Origin of the sequence: Parabacteroides sp. ZJ-118 (genome assembly GCF_011038785.1) — a bacterium.
GTDB lineage: Bacteria > Bacteroidota > Bacteroidia > Bacteroidales > Tannerellaceae > Parabacteroides.
The window spans coordinates 13,269-37,325 of the sequence record NZ_JAAKDT010000022.1 but is presented as its reverse complement, the minus strand read 5'-3'; the positions used below and the strand labels follow the sequence as shown (position 1 = coordinate 37,325).

Sequence of the window (24,057 nt, the reverse complement as noted above, 5' to 3'; positions counted from 1 at the left end):
ATGAGAAAGTCGTATATATTTCGTTCGCAGGCACTCCGTTTCAGAAGATGGAGCCGGAAGGCGTATGCGGCTTTCATTAGTATACAGAGGGCTGTTACGATCGGACAATTGTCTTTTTCCGTAGCCGATCGCTTCGAGAAAAAGAATCAGTCTTTACATAACGGAATCGGTACGTTTATGGCTGGATTTTTCGAAGTGAATGATGAGAAGATGGAGCGTACAGGGAAAGATAGATGGAGTTTTGTTACATCGTATGGACTGTTTACGACATTACTGCCGGTATTGGCTTCCAATGAGATCGCTCATCCGGTTCATCGTGTAGCCCACTATACACTGTATAATATAGTAAAGGCGAGAGATATCCGAGAGGATATTTCCCGCCTTTATTATTTCCACTTGGTTGTGGGGACGGGGTATATATACGTAAAATTATTAAATTGGAGAAAATGACAATAGAAGAAGCAAAACTGTACATCCTGGAAGGTGGGAAGATTACCGAGGAACAGGCTTTAAGCTTGGCGAATCACCCGGACAAAGAGGCGCTTTACGAGGCCGCCCACCAAGTCACCCGCCATTTTATGGGGAATAAGTTCGACACTTGTTCCATCATCAACGCCAAAAGCGGCAATTGCAGCGAGGATTGCAAATGGTGCGCGCAGTCGGGACATTACAAGACCCTCATAAACTTATATCCTTTGCTTCCGACCAAGGAATGTGTCCGCCATGCGGTATACAACCGAAAACAGGGCATCCAGCGTTTTGCCTTGGTTACTAGCGGCAAGCGAATATCGGACAAAGAAATGGGACAGATTACCGACACAATCCGGCAAATCAAGCGGCAATGCGATATTAAATGCTGCGCCTCCATGGGATTGCTCACCCGCTCCCAACTCCAATCGCTTTACGATAGCGGAGTGGAGAACTATCACTGCAATATCGAGACCGCCCCTTCCTATTTCCGTCAACTCTGTTCCACGCATACAATCGAACAGAAGATGGAAACCATACATGCCGCCCGAGAAATCGGTTACCGCATCTGCTGTGGTGGTATTATCGGCATGGGTGAGACGATGAAGGAGCGAATCGAGATGGCTTGTTTCTTACGGAAAGAAGGTATCTTATCCATTCCTCTCAATTTATTACAGCCGATACCGGGAACTCCTATGGAGCATACACGGATCTTACAAGAAGGGGAATGGCTGACAACGATCGCCCTTTTCCGCTTGATCAATCCAAACGCATTTCTCCGCTTCTCCGGTGGACGGGCACAATTGAGCGAGGTCACGCAACGAAAATCCCTATATATCGGGATTAACTCCGCAATCATCGGAGACTTACTGACGACTATCGGAAGCCAGGTAAAGGAAGACAATGTCTTATTTACCTCCGAAGGCTATTCACTCACCGAAAACACCGATTGGGAAAAATGACAACAACTGAACTTTTACAATACGACCGAGATCATCTATGGCATCCCTACACCTCGACCATCGATCCGCTTCCTGTTTATCCAGTAGCCAAGGCAGAGGGTGTGACAATAACCCTTGCGGACGGTAGAGAGTTAATTGACGGAATGTCTTCTTGGTGGGCCGCAATCCACGGATACAACCATCCGGTACTTAACACGGCGGCTAAAACCCAACTGGATAAGATGAGCCATATCATGTTCGGGGGATTTACGCACGAGCCGGCTGTCGAATTGGCCTCTAAATTACTACCGCTATTGCCCCCTTCCCTAGAAAAGATATTCCTAGCGGATAGCGGCTCGGTAGCCGTGGAGGTTGCCTTAAAGATGGCGATCCAGTACTGGCAGTCCAGAGGCATACCGGGAAAACATACCTTCGCCACGATCCGTAGTGGTTATCACGGGGATACTTGGCATGCCATGTCGGTATGCGACCCGGTAACGGGTATGCATGGGATCTTCTCGAAAAGCCTACCCCTCCAATACTTCCTGCCTCAACCTTCGGTCCGATTCGGCGAGGAGTGGAGAGAGGAGGCCATAGCCCCTTTGCGGGATTTATTAGAACGACATGCGGACGAGATCGCTGCCTTGATCTTGGAACCGATCGTACAGGGAGCTGGAGGCATGTATTTCTATTCCCCCACTTTCCTCGTTCGTACCCGAGAACTTTGTGACCGGTATAACGTCTTATTGATATTCGATGAGATAGCGACCGGCTTCGGGCGTACCGGAAAGTTGTTCGCATGGGAACATGCGGGAGTCGAACCCGATATCATGTGTATCGGAAAGGCATTGACGGGAGGTTACCTTACGCTTTCTGCCACGATCACGACAAAGCCGATAGCCGACACGATCTGTTCCGGCGAGGCAGGATGCTTTATGCATGGGCCTACATTTATGGGAAACCCCTTGGCATGCGCTATCGCTTCGGCCTCGATCTCATTATTGACCAACAGTCATTGGCAGGAGAAGGTGAAGCTTATAGAGGAGCAATTACGAGCGGAATTAGCGCCAGCCACCAAGCTACCTGAAGTCGCTGAGGTACGGGTATTGGGGGCGATCGGGGTTATCGAGATGAAGCATCCGGTGGATATGGCGGTATTGCAACGCCGTTTCGTAGAGGAAGGGATATGGGTACGTCCATTCGGACGGTTGGTTTACCTCATGCCTCCTTTCATTATCTCCACGAATGAACTATCCAAACTAACCTCCGGATTATTGAAAGTATTAACGCATAATTAACCTATCTGCAACCGGGTAATATATAAATAGATGAAATCATATAACGAGCAACTTACGGCTTTACGAGCCTCCGGGAATCTCAGGCATTTAACGGAAGTAGAGCATCAAGGGGAATGGATATTGAAGGAGGGAAAACGTATGCTGAATCTCTCTTCCAACGATTATCTGGGACTGGCCAGCCGGCCGGATTTACAAGAGGAGTTTCAAGCATCCACACAAGGTCACTTCTACCCCTACTCATCCTCCTCATCCCGTTTGTTGACGGGCAATTTCTCCGTATATACGAAACTGGAGAAGCTGATCGCCAGCTCCTTCGACCGAGAAGCCGCGTTGATCTTCAACAGCGGCTATCATGCCAATACCGGAATCCTCCCGGCTTTAGCCGATAAGCAGACCTTATTACTCGCCGACAAGCTGGTGCACGCCAGCATTATCGATGGCGTCTTATTGAGTGGTTCCCCTTTCCTCCGTTACCGCCACAACGACTATGATCAACTGGAACGTATCGTACAAAAGAACGCCGGTCAATACGAGACGATCATCATCCTGACCGAAAGCATTTTCAGCATGGACGGGGATATAACCGACTTAAATCGCCTGATAGCTATCAAAAGGCGATATCCCGATGTCCTATTGTACGTGGACGAGGCTCACGCCATCGGAGCCCGCGGAAAGACGGGGCTAGGTATCGCCGAGGAACAAGGCTGTATCCAAGAGATCGATCTATTAGTCGGTACTTTCGGCAAGGCGTTAGCGTCCATGGGAGCCTATTTGGTTTGTTCCCGTGTGATACGAGAATATCTGGTCAATACGATGCGACCACTCATATTCAGTACGGCTCTACCACCGTTCCAAATCGCATGGACTTCCTTCATATGGGAGAAACTCCCCTCGCTCACGAAGGAACGAGAGAATCTTCTAGCGTATAGCCGATTGTTAGCGGAGGCTTTAACGGGCAAAGGCGGTGAGATCAGCCAAAGCCATATCATTCCTTTCATCGTGGGAGAAAGCGAGGATTGCGTGCGGAAAGCGGAAGAGCTACAACGAAAAGGTTTTTACTGTCTCCCGGTTCGCCCCCCGACAGTACCCAAAGGCACCTCCCGTATCCGCTTCTCCCTTACGGCAAACCTCACAATAAAAAATATGCATCAACTGATTGTAGAGACGGGGTGTGCCTCGTCTTCCACCGAGGCGTGCACTGTCTCTGCAACCCCAGACAGATAATATGTATATAAATTAGATGATAGTATGTATATAGATAAAATAATAGATAAGCGATCCCCGAGTCTGATCCTCTGCCTCGCCGGCTGGTCCATCTCGCCGGTCCTTTTCCGCCATCTGGAAGTACCGGAGCGGACAGACCTATGGATTGCTTACGACTACAGGACGCTTGCGTTCGAAGAGACATTCGCTCCCTATAAAGAGGTTCATCTGATCGCTTGGTCTTTAGGCGTATGGGTAGCCACCCATCTTTGGGCAGGCCACCGATCCTTTACCACGGCGACTGCCCTGAACGGTACCCCTTTTCCCATGCACGATACACTTGGCATCCCTACCGCGATCTTCGAGGGAACCCTCAGTCATATCAGCGAGGAAGGTATGCGTCGCTTCAACCGCAGGATGTGCGGAGACAAGGAGACTTTCAATCGCTATTCGGAACTCCCCACACGTCCGCTGGAGGAGATCAAGGAGGAGCTGGAATCTCTATACAACCTGATCCTCCCGGAAAAGCTCGAATCAGCCGATCCGCAGATATCCACCTTCTGGGATCAGGCCATCCTATCCACCGAAGATAAGATATTCCCGGCAACCAACCTCCGTAACTACTGGCGAGGCCGTTGTCCCATCCAAGAGATCAAGACACCTCATCTTCCCTTTTACCACTATCAAGCATGGGATGAACTATGGAAGTAATCGAACAAGAACGGATCCACCGGCGTTTCAGCCAAGCGGTGAATACATACGATGATCATGCGGAAGCCCAGAAACGAATTTGCGCCCATCTGGTACAGCTATTGACCGCATACACCTCCTCCCATTTCCGCAGAGTGCTGGAAATCGGTTGTGGAAGTGGCGGATTCACTCGTTTGTTGAAACAAGAATGCCAGATCGAGGAATGGATACTCAACGATCTTTGCGAGACTTGGCAAAACGCCATCAATGAGTTATTTCCTTCTGCCCCTCCTCTATTTTTGGCCGGTGATGCAGAGCGACTGGCTTTCCCCGGCAGGTTCGACTTGATCGCCTCCGCCTCCGCCCTGCAATGGATGAAAGACCTTCCGTGTTTCCTCCATAAGCTATCGTCCATTCTATCACCCGGGGGCGTGCTGGCCTTCAATACCTTCACGCCAAGCAACCTCCACGAGATCAAGGAGCTGACCGGAGAAGGACTTCCATATCCTGCCACCGGACAATTAAGGGAGTGGTTATCCGCCGATTTCCAGATCGTCCATGAAGAGGAAGGCAATATTTCCCTGACCTTCCGGCATCCGCTGGAAGTGCTGAGACATCTAAAGTACACGGGTGTCACGGCCAATGCCTCTTGCATCTGGACACGGGGAAAACAGGAACGTTTCTGCCGGGATTATCAAGAGAGATTCCCATCGGCGGAGGGTGGGGTCACACTAACTTACCACCCACTCTATATCTTAGTGGTCAAAAAACAATGGTAAAGTTCCCGCTTGAGATAGTACAAAAAAACCACACCCTTTATTATCGGACATGGCTTTTTATATCATTTTCGAATCGGATCTTACTCGTTGCTTCCCTCCGCAGGTGTAGTAGTAGCGGGAGCTTCCTCTGCCGGAACTTCCGGTTGTTGCGCTGTACCAAAGTCCGGAGCAATCGTGCTCGGATCGATAGAGATAGCTTCATTTACTTGTTGTCTGATCTCAGATTGAGTAGCATGCTCCGCTCTGGGGATAAATGCGGTAATCAAGATGCTCAACACGATTACGGTACCCGCCAAACTCCAAGTAGCTTTCTCCAAAAAGTCTGTGGTCTTACGCACACCCATGATTTGGTTAGAAGAAGAGAATCCTGAAGCCAAACCTCCACCTTTTGAATTCTGGACCAACACGATCAAGATTAATAGTATAGAGGCGATCAGGATTAAGATAGAAATAAATACGTACATCTTAGTTTTATTTTTTAGTGTTAATAATCAACTTCTCCAAAAATCTGATTTGGTCCGCAAAGTAAATATTTTTTTCTGGATATTTCAAGCTTAAGTTTTTAATAATTTGCAAAGCCTTATCATATCTCTTCTGTTTTATATAAATCCGGGCTAAAGTTTCCGTAAGACACGAGTCTTCCAGCGATTTGGACCGCTCATCATCCCAATCTTTCAGCGATTCGGGAGTCTCCGCACGGCCGTTTTCCTCCCGGATTTCCAACCCGCTACCCGGCATACGCTGTTGATCATTTTTAATGAATGAGTCGATCAAGTCGTGATGCCGAAGCTTATTCTCCCCACCCTCTACAGATGACTTCTCCCCGTCCTCCTTTGATAAAGACCAAAACATATAGTCCGACGATACCGATGGCTGGAACAGGAACGGGGCTTCTTTCTGAGACTCCGGTTCCTCGTTACGGTTAGAGAGGAATGCGTCTATCAAGGAGAAAGTATCCTCTTTTCGTATATCCGGCTCATGCTCCACATGGGAGCCCAAGCCATATTTATCTCCCTCTATCAGTTGAAACAGTTTTTTCCGGTCCGGCAAGAATATCGCCATCTTCTCCAGCTCCGAGGCGAAACTCATATCATTTAATACGGCCAGATTCTTTAGATAAAGCATCCGTGCCACTTGAAAATACGGGTAATCCTCCACGATTCGTCGCAATTCAAGAAGAGTGCCCTCGGTCAATTCCGAAGGATTCTCCATCAAACGATATAAATCCTCCACCCTCATTCTACCAATTGGCAACCGTAGCGTTATAGATTTGGTCTACTACTTCCTCAATGATCTCCTCGCACAATGTACCTTCTACCTGCTGCGGCATCAAGTTGCTGTCGAACTCGCGGTAAGCGGAGAACGACTGCTCGAAATCCTCGTCCGAGTTAACCCGATTAGAGTAACGAACCCGCACCGTGATCGTCAACCTCGTCTGCGAGGCGATAGCATCCTCCTTTACGGCCATTGGAGCGAAATCGTAACCTGTAATCTCACCCTCCAACTCAAGGTCGCCATTGCCTGGAACCAGTTGCAGACGAGTCTGACGGATGTAAATATCCTTCAAATCCTCTGTAAACTGCGGCGCAAGAGTCGGATTCACGTAGGGAGCTTGGTTCGTGAAATCACGAATCGTAATGGTCTTCACCTTCGTATAATCGATAGAGGCACCATTAAACTTATAGGAGATAGAGCAGGCCGTAACCAATACCGTCAAAAATGAGAGTATAAGCCCATTGGCTGCCGACAAGCGTATGTTGACAATCTTCTTTAACATATTATTATTCTAAATTGTATTCCTTGATTTTTCGATATAACGTACGTTCCGATATCTTCAAGGCAGCCGCAGCGTTCTTCCGCCGCCCATTATGCTTCTCCAGAGCCTTACGGATCATCTCCTTCTCCACCTCTTCCAAGGATAAAGTCTCCTCTTCTACATCTTCGGCATCTTGGATCGTCGGGTGCATCGCATGAACCGCAGCCGGATGAATCGGATGCGCATAAGGGGTATCGTCCGCCACCGTTGGCATCGGGATATTCCCTCCCATGATATCATGCACTAACTTCTTTAGCTCGTTCACGTCCTTCTTCATATCGAATAAGACTTGATAAAGAATCTCCCGCTCGCTATTAAATATCTTTTGATCCGGATCTTGCTTCACCAATACCGGATATTTCTCAACGTTCAAGTTTGGTAGATAAAGACGCAGAATATCCGCCGTTATATCCCGTCCCTCCTCAATCACGGAGATACGTTCCATGATGTTTTTCAACTCTCGCACGTTACCCGGCCAACGGTAAGAAACCAATAATTGACGAGCCTCATCATCCAAGCGGATCGGCGGCATCCGGTATTTCTCGGCGCAATCGCCGGCGAACTTACGAAACAATAAGATGATATCTTCCGGACGTTCCCGCAAGGGAGGCACTTGAATAGGCACCGTATTCAAACGATAGTACAAATCCTCACGGAATTTACCTTCCGAAACCGCCTGCGCTAAATTCACATTCGTAGCGGCAACGATACGCACATTTGTCTTCTGCACCTTAGAGGAACCGACCTTGATAAACTCACCCGTCTCCAACACACGAAGCAAGCGTGCTTGCGTAGGAGTTGGCAGCTCTCCGACCTCATCCAAGAAGATCGTTCCACCGTCCGCTACCTCGAAATATCCTTTACGATCGGCCAATGCCCCGGTAAAAGAACCTTTCTCGTGCCCGAAAAGCTCCGAATCTATCGTCCCTTCCGGAATGGCGCCACAGTTTACGGCTATATACTGTCCATGCTTACGCAGACTGTTCTGGTGAATAATTTGTGGAAAAGTCTCCTTCCCGACTCCGCTCTCACCTGTAATAAGAACAGATAAGTCGGTTGGCGCTACTTGAAGCGCAACGTCGATCGCACGATTTAACCCCGGATTATTACCAATAATCCCGAAACGCTGTTTTATCTGTTGTACATCAACCTTCATCTCTCTTTCACTTTTAAAATCTGTAATTATTTCAGTTACTCTGCCAAAATTACAAATCTTAATTCAAACTATCACTATTGATAACAGATTCTATCGGTCGTTTCTTATTTTTTAGCACCATACGTACGTTTATACAAGAACTCGGCAAGATCCCTGTCTTCCGGGATGGCGGCGATCTCCTCCGGAGAGATAGGCTCACCGATATATACATCCGCTTTCTTTCCACGCTTATTGAAAGCCTCGGCAGGAATACGCAAGGTTCGTATTTGCCAGCTGATATTTCCTAGCCAATAGAAGAAACGGGTATTTTGAAAATCAAAATAAACAGGATATACCGATGCTTTCGCCTTACGAACCAAGCGGATCACGCTATGCGCCCACGACAAATCCCGTATCTGTTTCTCTTTTTTATTATAAAATGAGATTGCTCCAGCGGGGAAGAAACCCATCGGATGACCTTCTTTCAGGCGTTGCAGGGATAGTCTCACGCCATTAACATTCGCCGGATTCGCCCCCCGCTTGTGGGAATCGGGCACCACGGATATGAAATTATCCTCCATCGCCCCGATCTTGGTCAAGATGCCGTTCACCATCACTTTGAAGTCCGGACGGCGGGAAGCAAAAATATCAATCAGCATGATTCCATCCAACGAACCGATCGGATGGTTAGAAACAGTAACAAAAGCCCCTTCCGGCAGATGATCTAAAATTTCTTTATTATGAACCTCATAGCGGAGATCAATACCGGGATCGCGCAATAAGGCGGAAGTAAACTCTGCGCCCCGTAAATGACAATTCCGGGCATGTACCTTATTAACCAGATCCATGCGTAAGCACTTTATCAACAACTTACCCAACCATGTCCCCACTCGTCCCTTGAAGAACGGGACCATCTCTTGCAGATCGTAAATGTCAACTACACTCTTCTTCATACTTTATCCTAAAAACGAGGCACACATCTTCTCGTGTTTCTTCATCGCAATCGCCAGCACGATGTTCAACACGATGATCTCGTATAGGTAATAAGCCCATACCCGTCCCGTTAGTACGATTACAAACATAACCATCGTCCGGCCATTAAAGGTCAACAAGTCTATGTAACGCATTAAATGACGGCTCTGTTTACGAAAGTCTACGCGGATCTTCTCCGGTATATCATCCCCATACTTCGCATGCAAATTTTGTAACATTCTCTGTAAGGTAGGCGTAGCCTTTACTTGCAACATCGTATACCAACGATACAAGAAATAGAAAAACTTGTTAATACCATACTTCATCTCCTTGTGTTTCGCCTCCACTTGCTCCAAAGACTGAAACTCCGAGCCTTTGTCCTTACTGATAAAATAAAGGTGAAGCGTCTTATAGTAGTCCGTGATATTCGCTTGGACTAAATGAGACAGGCCGGATAAGACCGCCAAGGCAAAAAACCAGTCCGTACCGTAATCATGCGACAGACGAAGGGCGAATCCGATATAGATCGAAGCGAACCAAATATCCCCGGCGAACCCGTCCAAGATACGCCCGATCGCGGACTTAATTCCGGTAAGACGTGCCAGCTGTCCATCCACGCAGTCGAGGATATTGGCAAATACCAACAACAATATACCGCAGATATTATACGCCAGGTTATCGTGATAAAACATAAACCCGACCGCCGCACCCACGAAGATCGAGATAACCGTAATCATATTCGGGGTAATCCCCGTGCCTCGCAACATACAAGCAATACGAAATCCTATCGGGCGATAAAAAATTCGATCTATCTTATTTTCTGTTTCTATTGACTTTAACGATGCTTCGTATTCCTTATCCAACTCGCTCATTTGTTTCTTATTTATACGAGTAACCGCCATCCACGACGACTACCTCACCATTAAAATAACTATTTTCTATCAACATTTTATAAACTTCCGCCAATTCATCCGGGTCGCAGAACCGCCCCAAAGAGACCTTGTCCTCTATGTTCCGACGGATCTCGGCAGGCTTTGTCTTCTGCCACTCCGTATCGACAAAGCCAGGAGCCACGGCATTCACACGCAGTGCATAGGGAACCAAGAACTTCACCATGTTTTTGACCAGCGCATGGACCGCACTTTTCGTCACCCCATATGCCAAGGACACCGAATGAGGCTTTATCCCCATCAAGGAGCCCGTAAACACGATACTTCCCCCCTTATTAATCCGCCCGACAAGCTTTTGTAAAAGGAAAACCGGGAAATGAACATTCGCGAAGAAAACCCGGTCCCAATCCTCGAATGAAAGTTCCTCAAAAGGATCACGGCAAGTCATTCCGGCATTGAACACAAGGCCGTCCAGACGTAGTCTATTCTCCGCCAAAAAAGAATCGATAATCCCGATCGTATTCCGATCCGAGATATCGGCCCTCAAAATAAAAACTTGTATACCGAAACGAACCACCAACTCGCCACGCGTCTCCTCGGCCGCCACACGATCAGAAGCGAAAGTCAGTATAAGGTTATACCCGGCCTTCCCTAAACAGAACGCTACCGCCTTTCCTATTCCTTTTGTTCCACCGGTAATTAAAATAAATTTATCCATGAAAACGATCGTTATTTAGCGGCTAATCCTTTCACCGTTTCCGGCTTCGCCTGACGTTGAGTCGTCAGATTCGCCTCATAAGAATCATGTATCGTTTTTTTCAGGTTCGAGGAGGAAACCCCCGTCCCATAAGGGAAATAAAATACCTGAACACCTAGATCCTTCAGATAGTCGTACTTCCCGAACCAATCATCACCTACCACGAAAGCATCGATGTTCAGTTTCCTCACGATTTCCGTGTGATCCAAGGAATGTTGTGGTATAACGATATCGGGAGTCTTCAACGCCTCGATGATCTGCAAACGTTCATGGAACGGAATGATCGGCTTCGCCTTATAAGAAGAGACCAACTCATCTGTACTAACCCCAACAATCAATATATCCGCCAAACTACGGGCATAATTGATCATCCGAAGATGATTATAATGGAACATATCAAACGTTCCGGATGTATATACTATCGTTTTGTCTTTAAACATAATCGTAATTTTCGTTTTAAACTGCGAATTTACGCAAACTTTTCCTATCTTAAAAGTATAAAACCAAAAAGCGTCCCATGCTCCATACAAAAATGTCATGTCAATAACATGCGTTCGTTATTAACATGACATTTTATGTATTTATTGAAACTTGTCCGGAAAGATCTGCTATAATCCGTCCGTATCGCCATCTTTCGTCAAGTCTAATTTCTCATTATCCCCCCCCCTGTCGAAATATTGCTTACGCAACGGGTTAACAGTAGCCTCCTGATAACGCAGCCGGTTCCGGTAGACATCCAACGCCGCATATAAGGCTTGTCGGAACGACTCTTCCGAGGCCACGTTCTGCCCGGCGATGTCATAAGCTGTTCCATGTGCCGGAGAAGTCCGTACGATCGGCAACCCTGCCGTATAGTTCACCCCGTCATCCATTGCCAACGTCTTGAAGGGAACGAGCCCTTGATCATGGTACATTGCTAAGACACCATCAAATTTATCATACATCTGCGCACCAAAGAAACCATCAGCCGCATAAGGGCCAAATGAGATTACGCCTTTTTTCTCGGCCTCCTGCATTGCCGGTATGATAATCGTCTCCTCTTCCGTACCCAGCAATCCGGCATCACCAGCATGAGGATTTAAGGAAAGAACCGCGATACGAGGCTTCACGATACCGAAGTCTTGCTTTAGCGACTTATTGAAAATACGCAGCTTATTCGCTATATCGCCCGCATTGATGGAAGACGCTACTTGCGACAATGGCATATGCCCTGTCACCAAAGCGACACGAAGATCATCTTTCATCAAGATCATCAAGGCTTTTTTATCCGATCCACCGAAGCATTTCTCCAAATACTCGGTATGTCCGGGAAAATGAAAATCCTCGTTCTGGATAGTATGTTTATTGATCGGGGCGGTAAGCAGTACATCCACGACTCCCCGCTTCATATCCGTAACTGCCGCTTCCAATGCCTTGAAAGCCGACTCACCGGCAACCGGAGTAGACTTAGACAGCTCCACCTTGGTATCGTCTTCCACACAGTTAATAATGTTCACCCGGTTTACTCCCGCCTCCTCCGCATGTGAAATAATATTCATATTGACAGGAGGAAGCGCCAATGCCTTCCGGTGATAGGCGGCTATCTTGGACGAGCCATAGATGATCGGCGTGCAAAGCTCCGCCACGCGGGTATCGGAAAAGGTTTTTAATATCACCTCATAGCCGATACCATTTATATCTCCGTGGGTGATCCCCACTTTAATCGGTCGTTCTTCCATATATTTTGTTTGTTTATTACTTTTTCTCTTCCGGGATATCCAATGTCTCTGTTACCGGTTCATCGAATTCACCCGGTAAACGTAACGTAAACAAGGCAGCTTCCATTCTACGCATGAAATTACGCTTGTCTGTCTCCGGAGCATACACAAATCCCTCGGCTACAACCACACGATGGTTCTTTTCATCCAAACGGGTGTGGCTTACGAAGGGACCTCCCATCATATCACCTTGCATTCTCCACAGGCCACGCATTACGCCGCAATATTTACCCTTTAAGGTTATCGGCGTATACTCCACTCCCGCACGCGTTTCCGTCTGCATATAGGAACCCGGGAATGAACCCGGCAGATTCGCCTTCAATACAGAATCTCGTTTAGCGACCAGATATTCCTCCGTAAACGTATTCGGATCAGTATACGGGAAAGTATATACAATCAAGTCCATACGACCGGTGTTAGCGTTATTGGAAGACCAGAAGAAATCAGTTGTATCTTTATAGTGCGTAAAGTTTGCCGGAGCGTTTAACATCACGTTCAAGTCACTTTTCAGGTTATCCATAACCACCACACTGTACTCCTTTTGTAATTGCTCTATCGCACGATTCATCTCCACCTTCACGAAGAAATCGACCAACGCCTTCTCATGGGTCTTTGAATACTCGACGATCGACTCCGTATCAGGGGCTTTCAACGAAACGACTACCTGTCCTCTAGCCCAGACATTATTCTCGTAGTCTACAGAAACTTTCGTATAAGCGGTTGGATCTACCGTAACCACCAATATATTCCTTACATACCGTAACAGGCCTGTAAAATCCTTGGGTTGTACGTAGGTAATCTTCAAGGAAGGCTCAGCTTGCGGCAGTCCGGGCACCGAAGAGGCCAACTCAGACTTTATAAATTCTCCCGCAAGGCCTTTCCAATCCTTTTGATTCATAACCACGACAACCTCATACGCAAAGCCCGTAGCTCGGGTCATCACAGAACCTGAATTACATGCTCCCATCAAAACAAGAAGCAGCGACATACCGATGAATAAAGAACGTGTTTTCATACCATGTGTTTTATATTATACAAATGTAACATTTTTCGCGGTAGAAAGCATTCCACAAGCGGCGAAAATATCCTCCCCTCGTGATGCCCTTATCGTACATACAACTCCTTTAGCGTTTAAGAAATCCCGGAACCTCTCCATTTTAGTGATATCGGAAGTCTCCAAAGGCACATTCGGTATCGCATGAAAACGGATCAAGTTTACCCGACAAGGAATTCCACCTAGTAAACAACTCAAAGCTTCAGCATGTTTCAGGCTATCGTTTAAATTTTTAAAAACGATGTACTCGAAAGAGACCCGTCGTTGATGCGAAAAATCATATTGTTTGATTAAATCGATCACCTCTCTCACCGGGAATGCCTTTTCAACCGGCATCAAGGAAAGACGTTCCATAGGATAGGGAGAATGCAGACTTACGGCCAGATGACATTCGCTCTCCGCCAAGAAGCGTCTCAAGCCTTTCATCACACCGATAGTTGAGACCGTGATACGCTTCGGACTCCACGCATACCCATACGGAGCCGTGAGTATTTCCAAAACCTTGAAAAGCTCGTCTACGTTATCCAGAGGTTCCCCCATTCCCATGAAAACGATATTCGTCAATGAGTCGTTTTCCGGCAAGGACTGGATCTGGTTCAATATCTGGTTCGCTGTCAAGTTTGCCGTGAAACCTTGTTTTCCCGTCATACAGAACAAGCAATTCATTTTGCATCCGACTTGAGAAGAGACACAAAGCGTCGCCCGGTCATCCGTAGGAATATAAACCGACTCAACAAAACGCCCCGGTCCGGCGGCATATAAATACTTGATCGTACCGTCTTTCGACTTTTGATATTCAGATGGCGGATAAGCCCCTATCTCGAACGATTCCTCTAATAAAGCGCGTTTGGCTACCGCTATATTCGTCATCTCCGAAATCCGGGTTATTTTTTTCTTATAAATCCAATCGGCCATTTGCTTAGCCGCATATGCTGGAAGACCCACCTCTGACACCACACCTTTCAGTTCCTCCAAGGTCATCCCCACTAATTGTCTTTTATCAACCATGCTATCGATACTTTCTCACTCGCGAAAGTACGAGAAATATTCCACAAAATAAAGGTTCCCTGTTTCGCGGTCAAAATAAATATATCTTGACCGCGAAACAGGGAACCAGTTATCTTCAGTAGAAATACGCTTTATTAATAGAAACGGATACGGTTGTCTTCCACCTTGGCGTTGTTAACCATAGATTGGATAGCCTGGAATCCTACACGATATGCGTTCGAAGCATCCAACGCGCGAATTTCCTCAGCCTCGTTGAACTCTTTACCATCTTTACTTCTCGCATATACCTTGAACACATATACACCGTTGTTCCCTTTAACCGGAGCGCTTACTTGGTCAACCTGAGCCATGGAAACCATAGCGTTCAAATTCGGTTCGATACCGACACCGGCGATACGGCGAGTGCCAAAGTTCACGAACTTAACTGAGTCTACGGAAGAACCCATCGTCTCAGCATATGCCTCAACTGAGGTCAAATTCTTAGAGGCTAATTCTTGAGCGATCTTATCGCCTTTCTTTTGAGCAGCCAATTCAGCTCTCAAAGCCGGAGCGACCCTGTCAACCGGACGATACCCCTCGGAAATGCTTCCTTCTACAGCAGCCACGACAAATTTATCACTACATTCGAAGATCTCAGAGATAGAACCTTTATCGTTCTGGAACGCCCAACGAATTACCGGACGTGAATTCTTGATAGAACCTAACAATTGATCATCCGTAGTAACCGTCGCGCCTGAAACCAAGTTATAACCGGCTTCCTTCGCATTCTCCTCCAATTTATCCATGGAATTGTTCTTCGACACGAACTGATTCAACTCATTATAGATATCGCTATAGGTTTTAGAGCTAGGAGATACCGTCATGTCGATATCAGCGATCTTATATTTTTCCACATTCCCGGTCTTCTCTGTTACTTTCACAAGGTGAGTTCCATACAGAGATTTCACAACCGCTACCTCATTCAACGGAGTCGAGAATACAGCTTTCTTGAAGTCATCGTTCACACCTCTCAAAGCAGTAACCTCGGTAAACCAACCTAGTTCACCTCCATTCTCGGCAGCTTGATCCGCTGAGTATTTCTTAGCTAACTCGGCGAAATCAGCACCCCCTTTCAATGCCCCCGTCAAGCTATCAGCCAAAGCGGCCGTCTCAGCCTCGGACTTACCGGCTAACATGATGTGACTCACTTTTACCGAGTCCGGAGCGATCGTCTTATCGACAAGCTTAAACATTCTATATTTGTCATTTTCGAATACAGGACCATAGACAGCGCCAACCTCAGAAGTCGTAGCGAATTGTTTCATCTCCGGATCCAAGGCCTTCTCCGTGAAGAAAGCGTCAACATAAGGGACCTCGGAGCTCTCGTTTACTACATCAGCCACTCTCTCAGACGTGGCCAGCTCCTCTTTCAAGTTCTCGATCTCGCTCTGTGCCTTATCATAATCCGCTTTACTCGGACGGATATCTACGGCGATATATTTAATCACCTTGGATTCTTTCTGTTTATACAGCTCCTTGCGTTGATTATACAATTTCTCGATCTCGCTCTTGCTTACCTCAATCGTTGAATCCGGAATCGTAGCATATGATTGCATAGCGTAAATGATATCCGAATTCTCGGCATTATCATTGTAAGCTTCCTTCGCGTCTAATGAATTCGCGGAAACAGCCTTGCTCAATAAGGTCGTATATTTTTGCTCCAAACGCTGACGTTTGATGTTCTTCTCCCAAAACAGCCAGAAGTTCCTGGCTTGAAGCAGCTGTGCCTGTTGATCTGCCGGATAGCTGGCGATATTATCGGAATCGATTTGTTTCAAGAAATTCAACAAGGCAGCCTTATCAAAAGCACCTGTCTGGGGATTCGTAAACATTTGCATTTGCTGGATCAACGGAGAGATATTCTCACCTTGAACCATATCAAACAATTCCTCCGGACTTACTTCCATGCCTAATTCAGCGGTAGCCTCGTCCAACACGACCTCTTGTACCATCGCATCGAATACGGACTGGCGAATCTGTGTCATATATTCCTCGGGCAGGCTGGCTGAACCAGATTGCATCTTATACATCTCAGCCATCTCATCGACACGACCTTGATAATCTTGAATTTTCACAACCTCTCCATCAATCTCGGCGATCCGTTCCTGTGATTGCCTAAAATAAGTAGAACCAGAGTTTAAAAAGTCTCCAATGATAAAAGCGAACAATGCCAAACCCACCACGAGTACCAGCAGTCCTGCTTTGCTTCTAATTTTTTCCAGCGTAGCCATTTATCTCTATTATTTTTTTTAAGTTTATTATTCCACGTTTTAAGGGCACAAAGATATGAAAAAAAGGAAATTTCACAGCATATAATCCTTTTTTTTATCAAATCCCCACGGCTCTCTCATTTAAAATGCTTTTGTTTTCTCAAAAAGGCTCTTATCTTATGGCAAGGATGGTTATAGGTAAATTCCATTATCAATAAGGCGCCCAAATCGTTCTCTTCCTTTCTTTCTGATTCTTTTTATAGGCAAATCGTGACAGCGATGTTCCTGAGATCGGCCGAACCGGAAGCCAAGAGGAGCCACAAAAGGCTCTTTTAGGTGGGAATATCCCCGTTTTCAGGCACGAAAGGGGGCAAAAGCCTTGCGTATAGTCGCGTTGGGCAATGCCAATGCTGCCGCCGGGCATTATAAACCGCCTTGAATAGGGTTGTAAACGGCCGTGAATAGGCATTGTAACCCCGTTAGAACCCAGTCGTAACCCAATCCTCCGGGACTTCCGTTTACAAAATGTCAAATTGTCAAATCCCCACTTTCATACGTACAAGTTCAATCTTCGTAGCCGTTACTTTGATTATCTTAAACGAATATTTATCGATCTGGACCGTCTCGTTCAATTTCGGGAATTTTTGATAGAAGTGCAGGATAAAACCGGCGATGGTGACATAATCATCCGACTCTGGAAGATCCAACCCGAACATCTCGTTCAAAGTATCAATCTCCATCCTACCCGAAAGCAAATACTCATTGTCCAATACTTTCTTAGCTACATGCGACTTCATATCATGCTCGTCCTCAATCTCCCCGAAAATCTCCTCTACCAAATCCTCAAGTGTCACGATACCCGACGTACCGCCAAACTCATCCACGACAACAGCCAAGCTCTTCTTCTCTTGCATCAGCAGTTTCATCAGTTTATTCGCTGCCATCGTCTCCGGGACGATCGATACACTACGGATATGCTGGGTCCAATCCTCCGGATTCTTGAAAAGCTCGGAAGAGTGGATATACCCGATAATATTGTCAATATTCTCGTTATACACCAATATCTTCGAAAGCCCCGTCTCGATAAACTTAGAACGCAATTCCTCTATCGTAGCCGACGTATCACAGGCTACGATCTCCGTCCGGGGCACGATACAATCCCTCAACCGGACATTCGAGAAATCTAAGGCGTTCTGGAAAATCTTGACCTCCGTATCCATATCCGAATTTTGAGGTGCATCTTCCAGACTTTGCTGTATAAAATAATCCAAGTCCACCTTACCTAATGCCTGAGGCGAACTTTTCAAGTTCTTCACTCCCCCTAACTTCAAAATCAAAAAAGATAGCAGGGATGAGAATTTGGAAACCGGATAGAGGATGATATACATAATGAACAATGGTATCGCGAATATATTGAGTGACAAATTTGGATTCAACTTGAATATGGTCTTGGGAATAAACTCCCCGGCAAACAAGATCAAGATCGTAGATAGCACGGATTGGATAAAAACGATCAATGCCTCATTCGCGACCACCTTGGCTATAAACGGCTCCAACACGATTGCCATCTGAAGGCCATAAACGACCAACGCGATGTTATTTCCTACCAACATGGTAGAGATAAACAAATTTGGATTGCGATAGAAAATTCCCAGTATCTTACTGGATAGACTACGCTCCTTCTTATCCAGCTCGAAACGAAGCTTATTGGAGGAGATAAAAGCGATCTCCATCCCGGAAAAGAATGCGGAAAACGCGAGGGAAATTAAAATGTAAGTCAACGTCCCCACCTTAATTACTTTTTATTGAATCTATTTGTGACACATCTACCCGGGCACTATCCCCCCGCGCTGCTACCCGTGTCGTATCGGCCGGAGCATCGCTTACCGGGAAAATACCTTGTGAGTTAAATATCTTATATTGAGTCATATCTTGGTTCGACTCAAAGCCTATGCCTGTGATGATCTTATCCTCTTGCTCGATACGCATATACTTATCGGAATAAACCTTCTCTTGCTTTTGGTCCCAGAACAATTGGGAAGTCTCAAAGTGCTCCCCTTGCAGACTTTCCACCTCTACATTACCGATCAGCTCCCAAAGGCCTTTTTTATCATAATAATAGGCTGTATCTGCCTTGATACTCGCTTCTGTTTGGAACAAGGTATCGAACTTCTCCACGTAGATCCCCTCGGGGAAATACCAATGGGGTTCCGCGGCTTTCCCGTAAATCCGCCATTCTTTCGCTTTCAAGCGATATCTCGTGATACCGGAATCGGAGATCAAGGATGAGACATCCGTAGCCTTCATCGTATAGGTCTTGTCCGGATCAAACTCAACATCGACCACCTCCTTATGCTCCTTGCCACAAGAGGCAGAAAACAAAAGGAGCACAACAACCGCCGCGAAGGTGGTTGTTATGCCCCTATTTCCCGTTTTACAATGAAAACGATGTCCTATCATAATTACCGAATCGTTGTACGCTCTCCGATCCAGCCACCAACAGTGAAAGATTTGCCCTTCTCCAAATCCGGGTGCATAAAGATCTCCTCCGTAGAAGGAAGGTGAGCGCGATAAGATGAGATCAAAGTATTAGCCTCTTCAGCGACACTCGGATCTACTTGTTTCGCTTTCTCGAACTTATCGATAGCGGCATTATAAGCAGCTCTCGCCAACACTCCATCATTCGGATAAACAGACTTAGCCGTAGCCGCGTACATCTTACCGATCAACAGATAAGGAGCTCCGGAAGCCGGATTCATCTCAGCCGATTTCTGACAATATTGTCTAGCTTTAGAATAAGAGTTTTGCTCGAATAAAAGCAAAGCGATCATGTAATAATCATCAGCCTTCGCGGAATTCTCCGTTTCCAAATTAGCAGCTTCCTCAAAATACTTGATAGCCGTATCATAATCCTTAGCCTTTACAGCTTGCTTTCCCAAACCAAGAGCAGCGTCAGCGCTGGGCTCCAATTTATAAGCATAACCGGAAGCGGCAAAGTAAGCGTCAATTTCTTGGCAACGCATTCTTCTCAACAAAGAGACCACTTGCTTCAAGTATTCCAAATTATCCTTATTCTCCTCGATCTTCGCAGCGTATAGACCTTGCAATGTCTCACAATCCGCAGCGCCACTATTTGCGAAAGCATTATCTACGCCAGACTTGTAGGCAGTCACCGCATCAACCTCTTTTTGGTTATTCGCGGCCTGGGCAGCCTTCAACTGAGCATCCAAGCCCCCGGAAGCCTTCAAATAATCTTGGATATATTGTTCCTTGAAATTCGGATCGTTCACCATTTTCTTCATAGACGCAAAAGCGAACAATGAGAGACCTAGAGCTTCCGTATTCTCGCCCTTCTCATCCACAATTTCCTTCAACCAGTTATAAGCTCGGTCGTAATCAACGTTATCACCCGTCTGTGCGAAATAATCTTGTACTTTACGAGCCACGATCCAATCCTTTCCATACCGGCGATCGTTTCCAAAGTACTTGACACGCTTATCATAAACAGCCATCAAATCACCAATAAGCGCCTTCTTCTTGGCGGGATCTTTCTCTTGGGCGATCTTCCAGGCCATAATTCTCACACCGTACAAATAGATGTCTTTTGTAGCGGCAGGACACTCATCGTACACGATCTTCCAGAAATCATAAGCATCTTTGAAGTTTCCGGCTTTCGCGTAAGGAACAAACAAGCTGATATTGGTAATACAACGCACGCTATCCTCACCGGAACCGAACCGTGTACCATTATCCACTCCTTTCTGCGCATAAGCGCCCAACGTACCCATAGTACATCCAAGCGCTAGTAATAAAACTCTGATCTTCATATCTCTTTCTATTAAAGTTAGCTATAATGTTTATATTCCTTCAAAAAAGTCTCATACTCATTAGACCCTTTCGGCCATTCCCGGTTTAATCCACTTTCCGTTTAAAAAACCATAATTCGTTAAATGTATAGTTCACCGTAAACCGGAAATACTGCTCATCAATCATCGTACGTAATTCCGGACGGATCTTCACGTACTCAAATGACAGATTCACTAACGAACGGTTATCGATCAATGGAAACCCAAAACCGACACTCGCCCCATATTCATCATAATCATGACCTTTATAACCATTCTCCTCGGAGCGACTTACCCTTAAGTACGAATTGCTGTAATGAAAACCGGCACGATATCTGATACGTCCCAGATAATTACGATTATCATAACGAGGAATAAACTCGGCACCAGCCGCTACACGTGTACGATTCTTGAATTGACCTTTCTCGTTATCAAAATAAGCGTCAGTCCAATCCTCATATAAGAAATCCGCGGCTAACGTCAACCGGTTCTCCTTTACATAAGAGATACCCACTCCATAAGAGTTCGGCATATCAAACCGATAATTCTTAATCGTGTCGTTTCTTGTATATCCGGACGTAGCCGAGGAACCGACAAGCTGAGTATCATACACAGTCGTATTCAACTTCTTCCCAGGAGAATAAACGAAACCTACCGTGACATGCTCCGTCTTACTCAAAGGGTGCGTGTATTGAATACCAAAATCTAGCTTTAAATCACGAATCTCATAACGTTGGTTTCTATACACATTGTCCGCTCCCGTCGAGCTCGGGAAAATCAAGTTACGGGAATGTGTTATATTTCCAAATAAAAATCCGGCGTTCATACCAATAGAAAGACGTTTCTTCCAAATATCATAGGAGAGTCCTAAATAGGCATCGCTTAAGCCACCTTCGCCGCTAAAGCTTTCTCCCCAACTTAGACCGCCTTCGGTATGGCTCCCGCCAAAATCATATCCTACATACGAATAAGGTAATAAACCAATACTCATCGCTAAACGCCGGGTGATCGGAAATTGCATGGCGATATACTCCACGTTTCCATTCATCTGTCGTTGCTTGTTCGTACCGTCATAGAACCAAGATACCTGACCGGACGCACCAAAATCAAAAAGAAATGTCAACGAATCCATGCAACTATAAGATGCGGGATTTAAGGGATTTATCTGTTTGGAAGACCTTAATCCATAACCGACTCCACCCATTGCTCTTCCGGCACCAAAAGATCGATCCGCCAACTCTCCATATCCAAATCTCGTGTAAGGCGAGTTCGTGTTATTTTGAGCCCACAACGGCAATTGTGCAAAGATAAGAAAACTTATTATTATTACTACCTTATTAATTTTCAACATTATACTCTAAGATTCTGTTTAATCCTGTCAACACTAAATTAATGTCTGCAAAGATGGAGTTTTTTAGCCGTCTTTCAAAATAAAACGAATGACCGCCTGTTAAAAAAATCAAAAGATCCGGATATTTTACTTTCAGCTCATCAATATATCCATCCATCTCGTGAACAATTCCATTCACCACCCCCGCTTGGATAGCCGTTTCCGTACTCGTCCCGATAAGCGGTATATCATCCTCTTCCGTTACCAAAGGCAGCTTCTTCGTAAAATGATTCAACGCTCGAAAACGAGTTGTCATCCCCGGAGAGATATTCCCCCCCAGAAAGACACCCGACGCTTCTATCACCTCATACGTGATAGCGGTTCCGGCATCGATAACCAACAGGTTCTTCCCAGGCCGCAAATAACTCGCCCCCACGACAGCGGCCAAACGATCCTTGCCCAGTGTTTTCGGAGTCTCATATTCCACCTTGATCGGTAAAGCCACATGTTCATCCAGAAAGACGAAACGCCGAAGCTTACACTTTAGATAAGCGACCAACTCATCGTCCGTGTCTATCACCGTAGATAAAATGCCTTGCGTAAAAGCGTACTTCTCAAAAAGAGCAGCGACCACAGATACACCGAATTGCTTGTATACAAAAGAAGCCTCTATATGCCCATTTCTATACACAGCCACCTTTGATGACGTGTTTCCTTGTTCTATAATAAGATTCACTTCTCTGATATTTTCCGCGAAGAAAAACAAAAATGATGAAATAACACGCAAAAACGCCGTATAACCTCTAAAATTCTTCTTGAACAAAAAGGATCGCATCGCTGTTTGAAGGTAAATCCAAATAAAAAACAAGTTATGGTATTAGTGTCGACCACAACCATAAAAACATTCTTTAACACTATCAAAAAACGTAAGGGCTCCAGTTCTTTATAAACAATTATCATTCCAAGAGCAATAAAACGCTTGCAAAGTAAAAAATAATATCTACCTTTGCGCCCGGGTAAGTCCTACACGGCATGCTCCCTCGGAATCCCCCAGGGCTTGACCGCAGCAAGGGTACTTGGTTGTAGCGGCGCGATGTAGTAAGCTTACCCACCTGCCTCTTTAGCTCAGTTGGCCAGAGCACGTGATTTGTAATCTCGGGGTCGTTGGTTCGAATCCGACAAGAGGCTCAGATAAGACGCATCATGAAGAAGGAAGCTTATACATAGGCTTCCTTTTTCGCATTTTAGGCGTAATATAGTTGCGCATTTGCATTAATATATTAACTTTGCTGAAAGAATTCAAAACTGCAGCATCATGGAAGAGAATAAGAATTTACTTTTAAAAGGCGCTATGACTTATGGCTTGGCCATGGGCATATATTGGGTAGTGAAATATGTCTTCTTCATCTTCAGTGTTTCCGTCCCCTCCTTGAGTTTTGTCTATTGGCTATTGACGCTTGCCGTCCCTTTCATCGCCTACTACATGACGAAAAGGTATCGGCGGGACATCGGTGGAAGAATCAGCTTCTTTCATGCTTGGAGATTCGGCACGATGTTGTATTTTTTCGCCGCATTGATTGTCTCGCTTGAATACTTTGTCTTTTACCAGTTCATCGCTCCACCTGATTTCGTGGCGAACGCGATCGGACAGTTAACGGCTGTACTAAAAGATAGCCAAGTCAACTCGGAGATGATCGACTCGCTCAGCAAGATTCGTATCTCGCCAATCCATATGGCTATACAAGGAATATTCAACAACGTATTTTACGGCATCATACTTTCTATACCGGTAGCGGCACTCTTGTGCAGGAACAATTCGACAGGTTCCATCACTGAGAACCGCTAAAAAGTTAATTACAGACAAA

At 45.9% G+C, this 24,057-nt stretch carries 24 protein-coding genes and 1 tRNA gene; 8 read left to right on the top strand and 17 right to left on the bottom strand.

Annotated elements, in window-relative coordinates; all coding sequences use genetic code 11:
* The 6 genes from G7Y39_RS07495 to bioC are packed head-to-tail and all read left to right on the top strand — an operon-like array spanning position 1 to position 5,379.
* A complete protein-coding gene (locus G7Y39_RS07495; protein WP_165156590.1) occupies positions 1–450 on the top strand; it encodes a hypothetical protein in 450 nt (149 codons plus the stop codon).
* Positions 447–1,430, top strand: a complete 984-nt coding sequence (gene bioB, locus G7Y39_RS13655) for a biotin synthase BioB (protein WP_165156588.1) — start codon at positions 447–449, stop codon at positions 1,428–1,430. The genes G7Y39_RS07495 and bioB overlap by 4 nt, the downstream gene beginning before the upstream one ends.
* Positions 1,427–2,707, top strand: coding sequence for an adenosylmethionine--8-amino-7-oxononanoate transaminase (bioA, locus tag G7Y39_RS13650; RefSeq protein WP_165156586.1), 1,281 nt, complete (start codon positions 1,427–1,429; stop codon positions 2,705–2,707). The genes bioB and bioA overlap by 4 nt, the downstream gene beginning before the upstream one ends.
* Before the next feature lie 30 nt (positions 2,708–2,737).
* Positions 2,738–3,931, top strand: coding sequence for an 8-amino-7-oxononanoate synthase (locus G7Y39_RS07480; RefSeq protein WP_165156584.1), 1,194 nt, complete (start codon positions 2,738–2,740; stop codon positions 3,929–3,931).
* Positions 3,932–3,955: 24 nt separating this feature from the next.
* Complete coding sequence (locus tag G7Y39_RS07475) at positions 3,956–4,621, top strand: DUF452 family protein (RefSeq protein WP_165156582.1); 666 nt, start codon at positions 3,956–3,958, stop codon at positions 4,619–4,621.
* Positions 4,612–5,379, top strand: coding sequence for a malonyl-ACP O-methyltransferase BioC (gene bioC, locus G7Y39_RS07470; RefSeq protein WP_165156580.1), 768 nt, complete (start codon positions 4,612–4,614; stop codon positions 5,377–5,379). The genes G7Y39_RS07475 and bioC overlap by 10 nt, the downstream gene beginning before the upstream one ends.
* An 80-nt stretch (positions 5,380–5,459) precedes the next feature.
* Here bioC and secG read toward each other — a convergent pair whose 3' ends face one another.
* The 17 genes from secG to G7Y39_RS07385 form a co-directional block, all read right to left on the bottom strand.
* Positions 5,460–5,843 carry a preprotein translocase subunit SecG gene (secG, locus tag G7Y39_RS07465; protein ID WP_165156578.1) on the bottom strand — a complete coding sequence of 128 codons (384 nt, stop codon included), beginning with the start codon at positions 5,841–5,843 and terminating at the stop codon, positions 5,460–5,462.
* A 7-nt stretch (positions 5,844–5,850) separates the two neighbouring features.
* The gene (locus G7Y39_RS07460; protein ID WP_165156616.1) at positions 5,851–6,618 is read right to left on the bottom strand and encodes a hypothetical protein; all 768 of its coding nucleotides are present in this window, start codon (positions 6,616–6,618) and stop codon (positions 5,851–5,853) included.
* 1 nt (position 6,619) lies between these two features.
* Entirely contained in the window at positions 6,620–7,156 is a 537-nt protein-coding gene (locus G7Y39_RS07455) for an LptE family protein (RefSeq protein ID WP_165156576.1), read from the bottom strand.
* 4 nt (positions 7,157–7,160) lie between these two features.
* A complete protein-coding gene (locus tag G7Y39_RS07450; RefSeq protein ID WP_165156574.1) occupies positions 7,161–8,351 on the bottom strand; it encodes a sigma-54-dependent Fis family transcriptional regulator in 1,191 nt (396 codons plus the stop codon).
* Between the two features lie 104 nt (positions 8,352–8,455).
* Positions 8,456–9,283 (bottom strand): lysophospholipid acyltransferase family protein, encoded by an 828-nt coding sequence (locus G7Y39_RS07445; RefSeq protein ID WP_165156572.1) that lies wholly within the window; start codon positions 9,281–9,283, stop codon positions 8,456–8,458.
* Between the two features lie 3 nt (positions 9,284–9,286).
* Complete coding sequence (locus tag G7Y39_RS07440; protein ID WP_165156570.1) at positions 9,287–10,174, bottom strand: CDP-alcohol phosphatidyltransferase family protein; 888 nt, start codon at positions 10,172–10,174, stop codon at positions 9,287–9,289.
* A 7-nt stretch (positions 10,175–10,181) separates the two neighbouring features.
* Entirely contained in the window at positions 10,182–10,910 is a 729-nt protein-coding gene (locus G7Y39_RS07435; RefSeq protein WP_165156568.1) for an SDR family NAD(P)-dependent oxidoreductase, read from the bottom strand.
* Positions 10,911–10,921: 11 nt separating this feature from the next.
* A complete protein-coding gene (locus G7Y39_RS07430; RefSeq protein WP_165156566.1) occupies positions 10,922–11,389 on the bottom strand; it encodes an adenylyltransferase/cytidyltransferase family protein in 468 nt (155 codons plus the stop codon).
* A 168-nt stretch (positions 11,390–11,557) separates the two neighbouring features.
* Positions 11,558–12,667: a 4-hydroxythreonine-4-phosphate dehydrogenase PdxA gene (pdxA, locus tag G7Y39_RS07425; RefSeq protein ID WP_165156564.1), complete on the bottom strand. Its 1,110-nt coding sequence runs from the start codon at positions 12,665–12,667 to the stop codon at positions 11,558–11,560.
* A 16-nt stretch (positions 12,668–12,683) separates the two neighbouring features.
* Entirely contained in the window at positions 12,684–13,721 is a 1,038-nt protein-coding gene (locus G7Y39_RS07420) for a DUF4837 family protein (RefSeq protein ID WP_165156562.1), read from the bottom strand.
* 15 nt (positions 13,722–13,736) lie between these two features.
* Positions 13,737–14,768 (bottom strand): 23S rRNA (adenine(2503)-C(2))-methyltransferase RlmN, encoded by a 1,032-nt coding sequence (gene rlmN / locus G7Y39_RS07415; protein WP_165156560.1) that lies wholly within the window; start codon positions 14,766–14,768, stop codon positions 13,737–13,739.
* 134 nt (positions 14,769–14,902) lie between these two features.
* Positions 14,903–17,038 (bottom strand): peptidylprolyl isomerase, encoded by a 2,136-nt coding sequence (locus tag G7Y39_RS07410; protein ID WP_165156558.1) that lies wholly within the window; start codon positions 17,036–17,038, stop codon positions 14,903–14,905.
* A gap of 515 nt (positions 17,039–17,553) precedes the next feature.
* Positions 17,554–18,807 carry a hemolysin family protein gene (locus G7Y39_RS07405; protein WP_165156556.1) on the bottom strand — a complete coding sequence of 418 codons (1,254 nt, stop codon included), beginning with the start codon at positions 18,805–18,807 and terminating at the stop codon, positions 17,554–17,556.
* A 1-nt stretch (position 18,808) separates the two neighbouring features.
* The gene (gene lptC, locus G7Y39_RS07400; protein ID WP_165156554.1) at positions 18,809–19,477 is read right to left on the bottom strand and encodes an LPS export ABC transporter periplasmic protein LptC; all 669 of its coding nucleotides are present in this window, start codon (positions 19,475–19,477) and stop codon (positions 18,809–18,811) included.
* A 2-nt stretch (positions 19,478–19,479) separates the two neighbouring features.
* A complete protein-coding gene (locus G7Y39_RS07395) occupies positions 19,480–20,844 on the bottom strand; it encodes a lipopolysaccharide assembly protein LapB (RefSeq protein WP_165156552.1) in 1,365 nt (454 codons plus the stop codon).
* Between the two features lie 85 nt (positions 20,845–20,929).
* Complete coding sequence (locus G7Y39_RS07390) at positions 20,930–22,213, bottom strand: hypothetical protein (RefSeq protein ID WP_165156550.1); 1,284 nt, start codon at positions 22,211–22,213, stop codon at positions 20,930–20,932.
* The gene (locus tag G7Y39_RS07385) at positions 22,200–23,027 is read right to left on the bottom strand and encodes a type III pantothenate kinase (RefSeq protein WP_165156548.1); all 828 of its coding nucleotides are present in this window, start codon (positions 23,025–23,027) and stop codon (positions 22,200–22,202) included. The genes G7Y39_RS07390 and G7Y39_RS07385 overlap by 14 nt, the downstream gene beginning before the upstream one ends.
* 279 nt (positions 23,028–23,306) lie before the next feature.
* On the opposite strand from G7Y39_RS07385, the gene G7Y39_RS07380 reads away from it, so the two are divergent.
* Together G7Y39_RS07380 and G7Y39_RS07375 are read left to right on the top strand one after the other, a co-directional pair.
* Positions 23,307–23,380, top strand: a tRNA-Thr gene (locus tag G7Y39_RS07380).
* Between the two features lie 127 nt (positions 23,381–23,507).
* Positions 23,508–24,038: a DUF4199 domain-containing protein gene (locus tag G7Y39_RS07375; RefSeq protein ID WP_165156546.1), complete on the top strand. Its 531-nt coding sequence runs from the start codon at positions 23,508–23,510 to the stop codon at positions 24,036–24,038.
* The last annotated feature ends 19 nt before the right edge of the window (positions 24,039–24,057 follow it).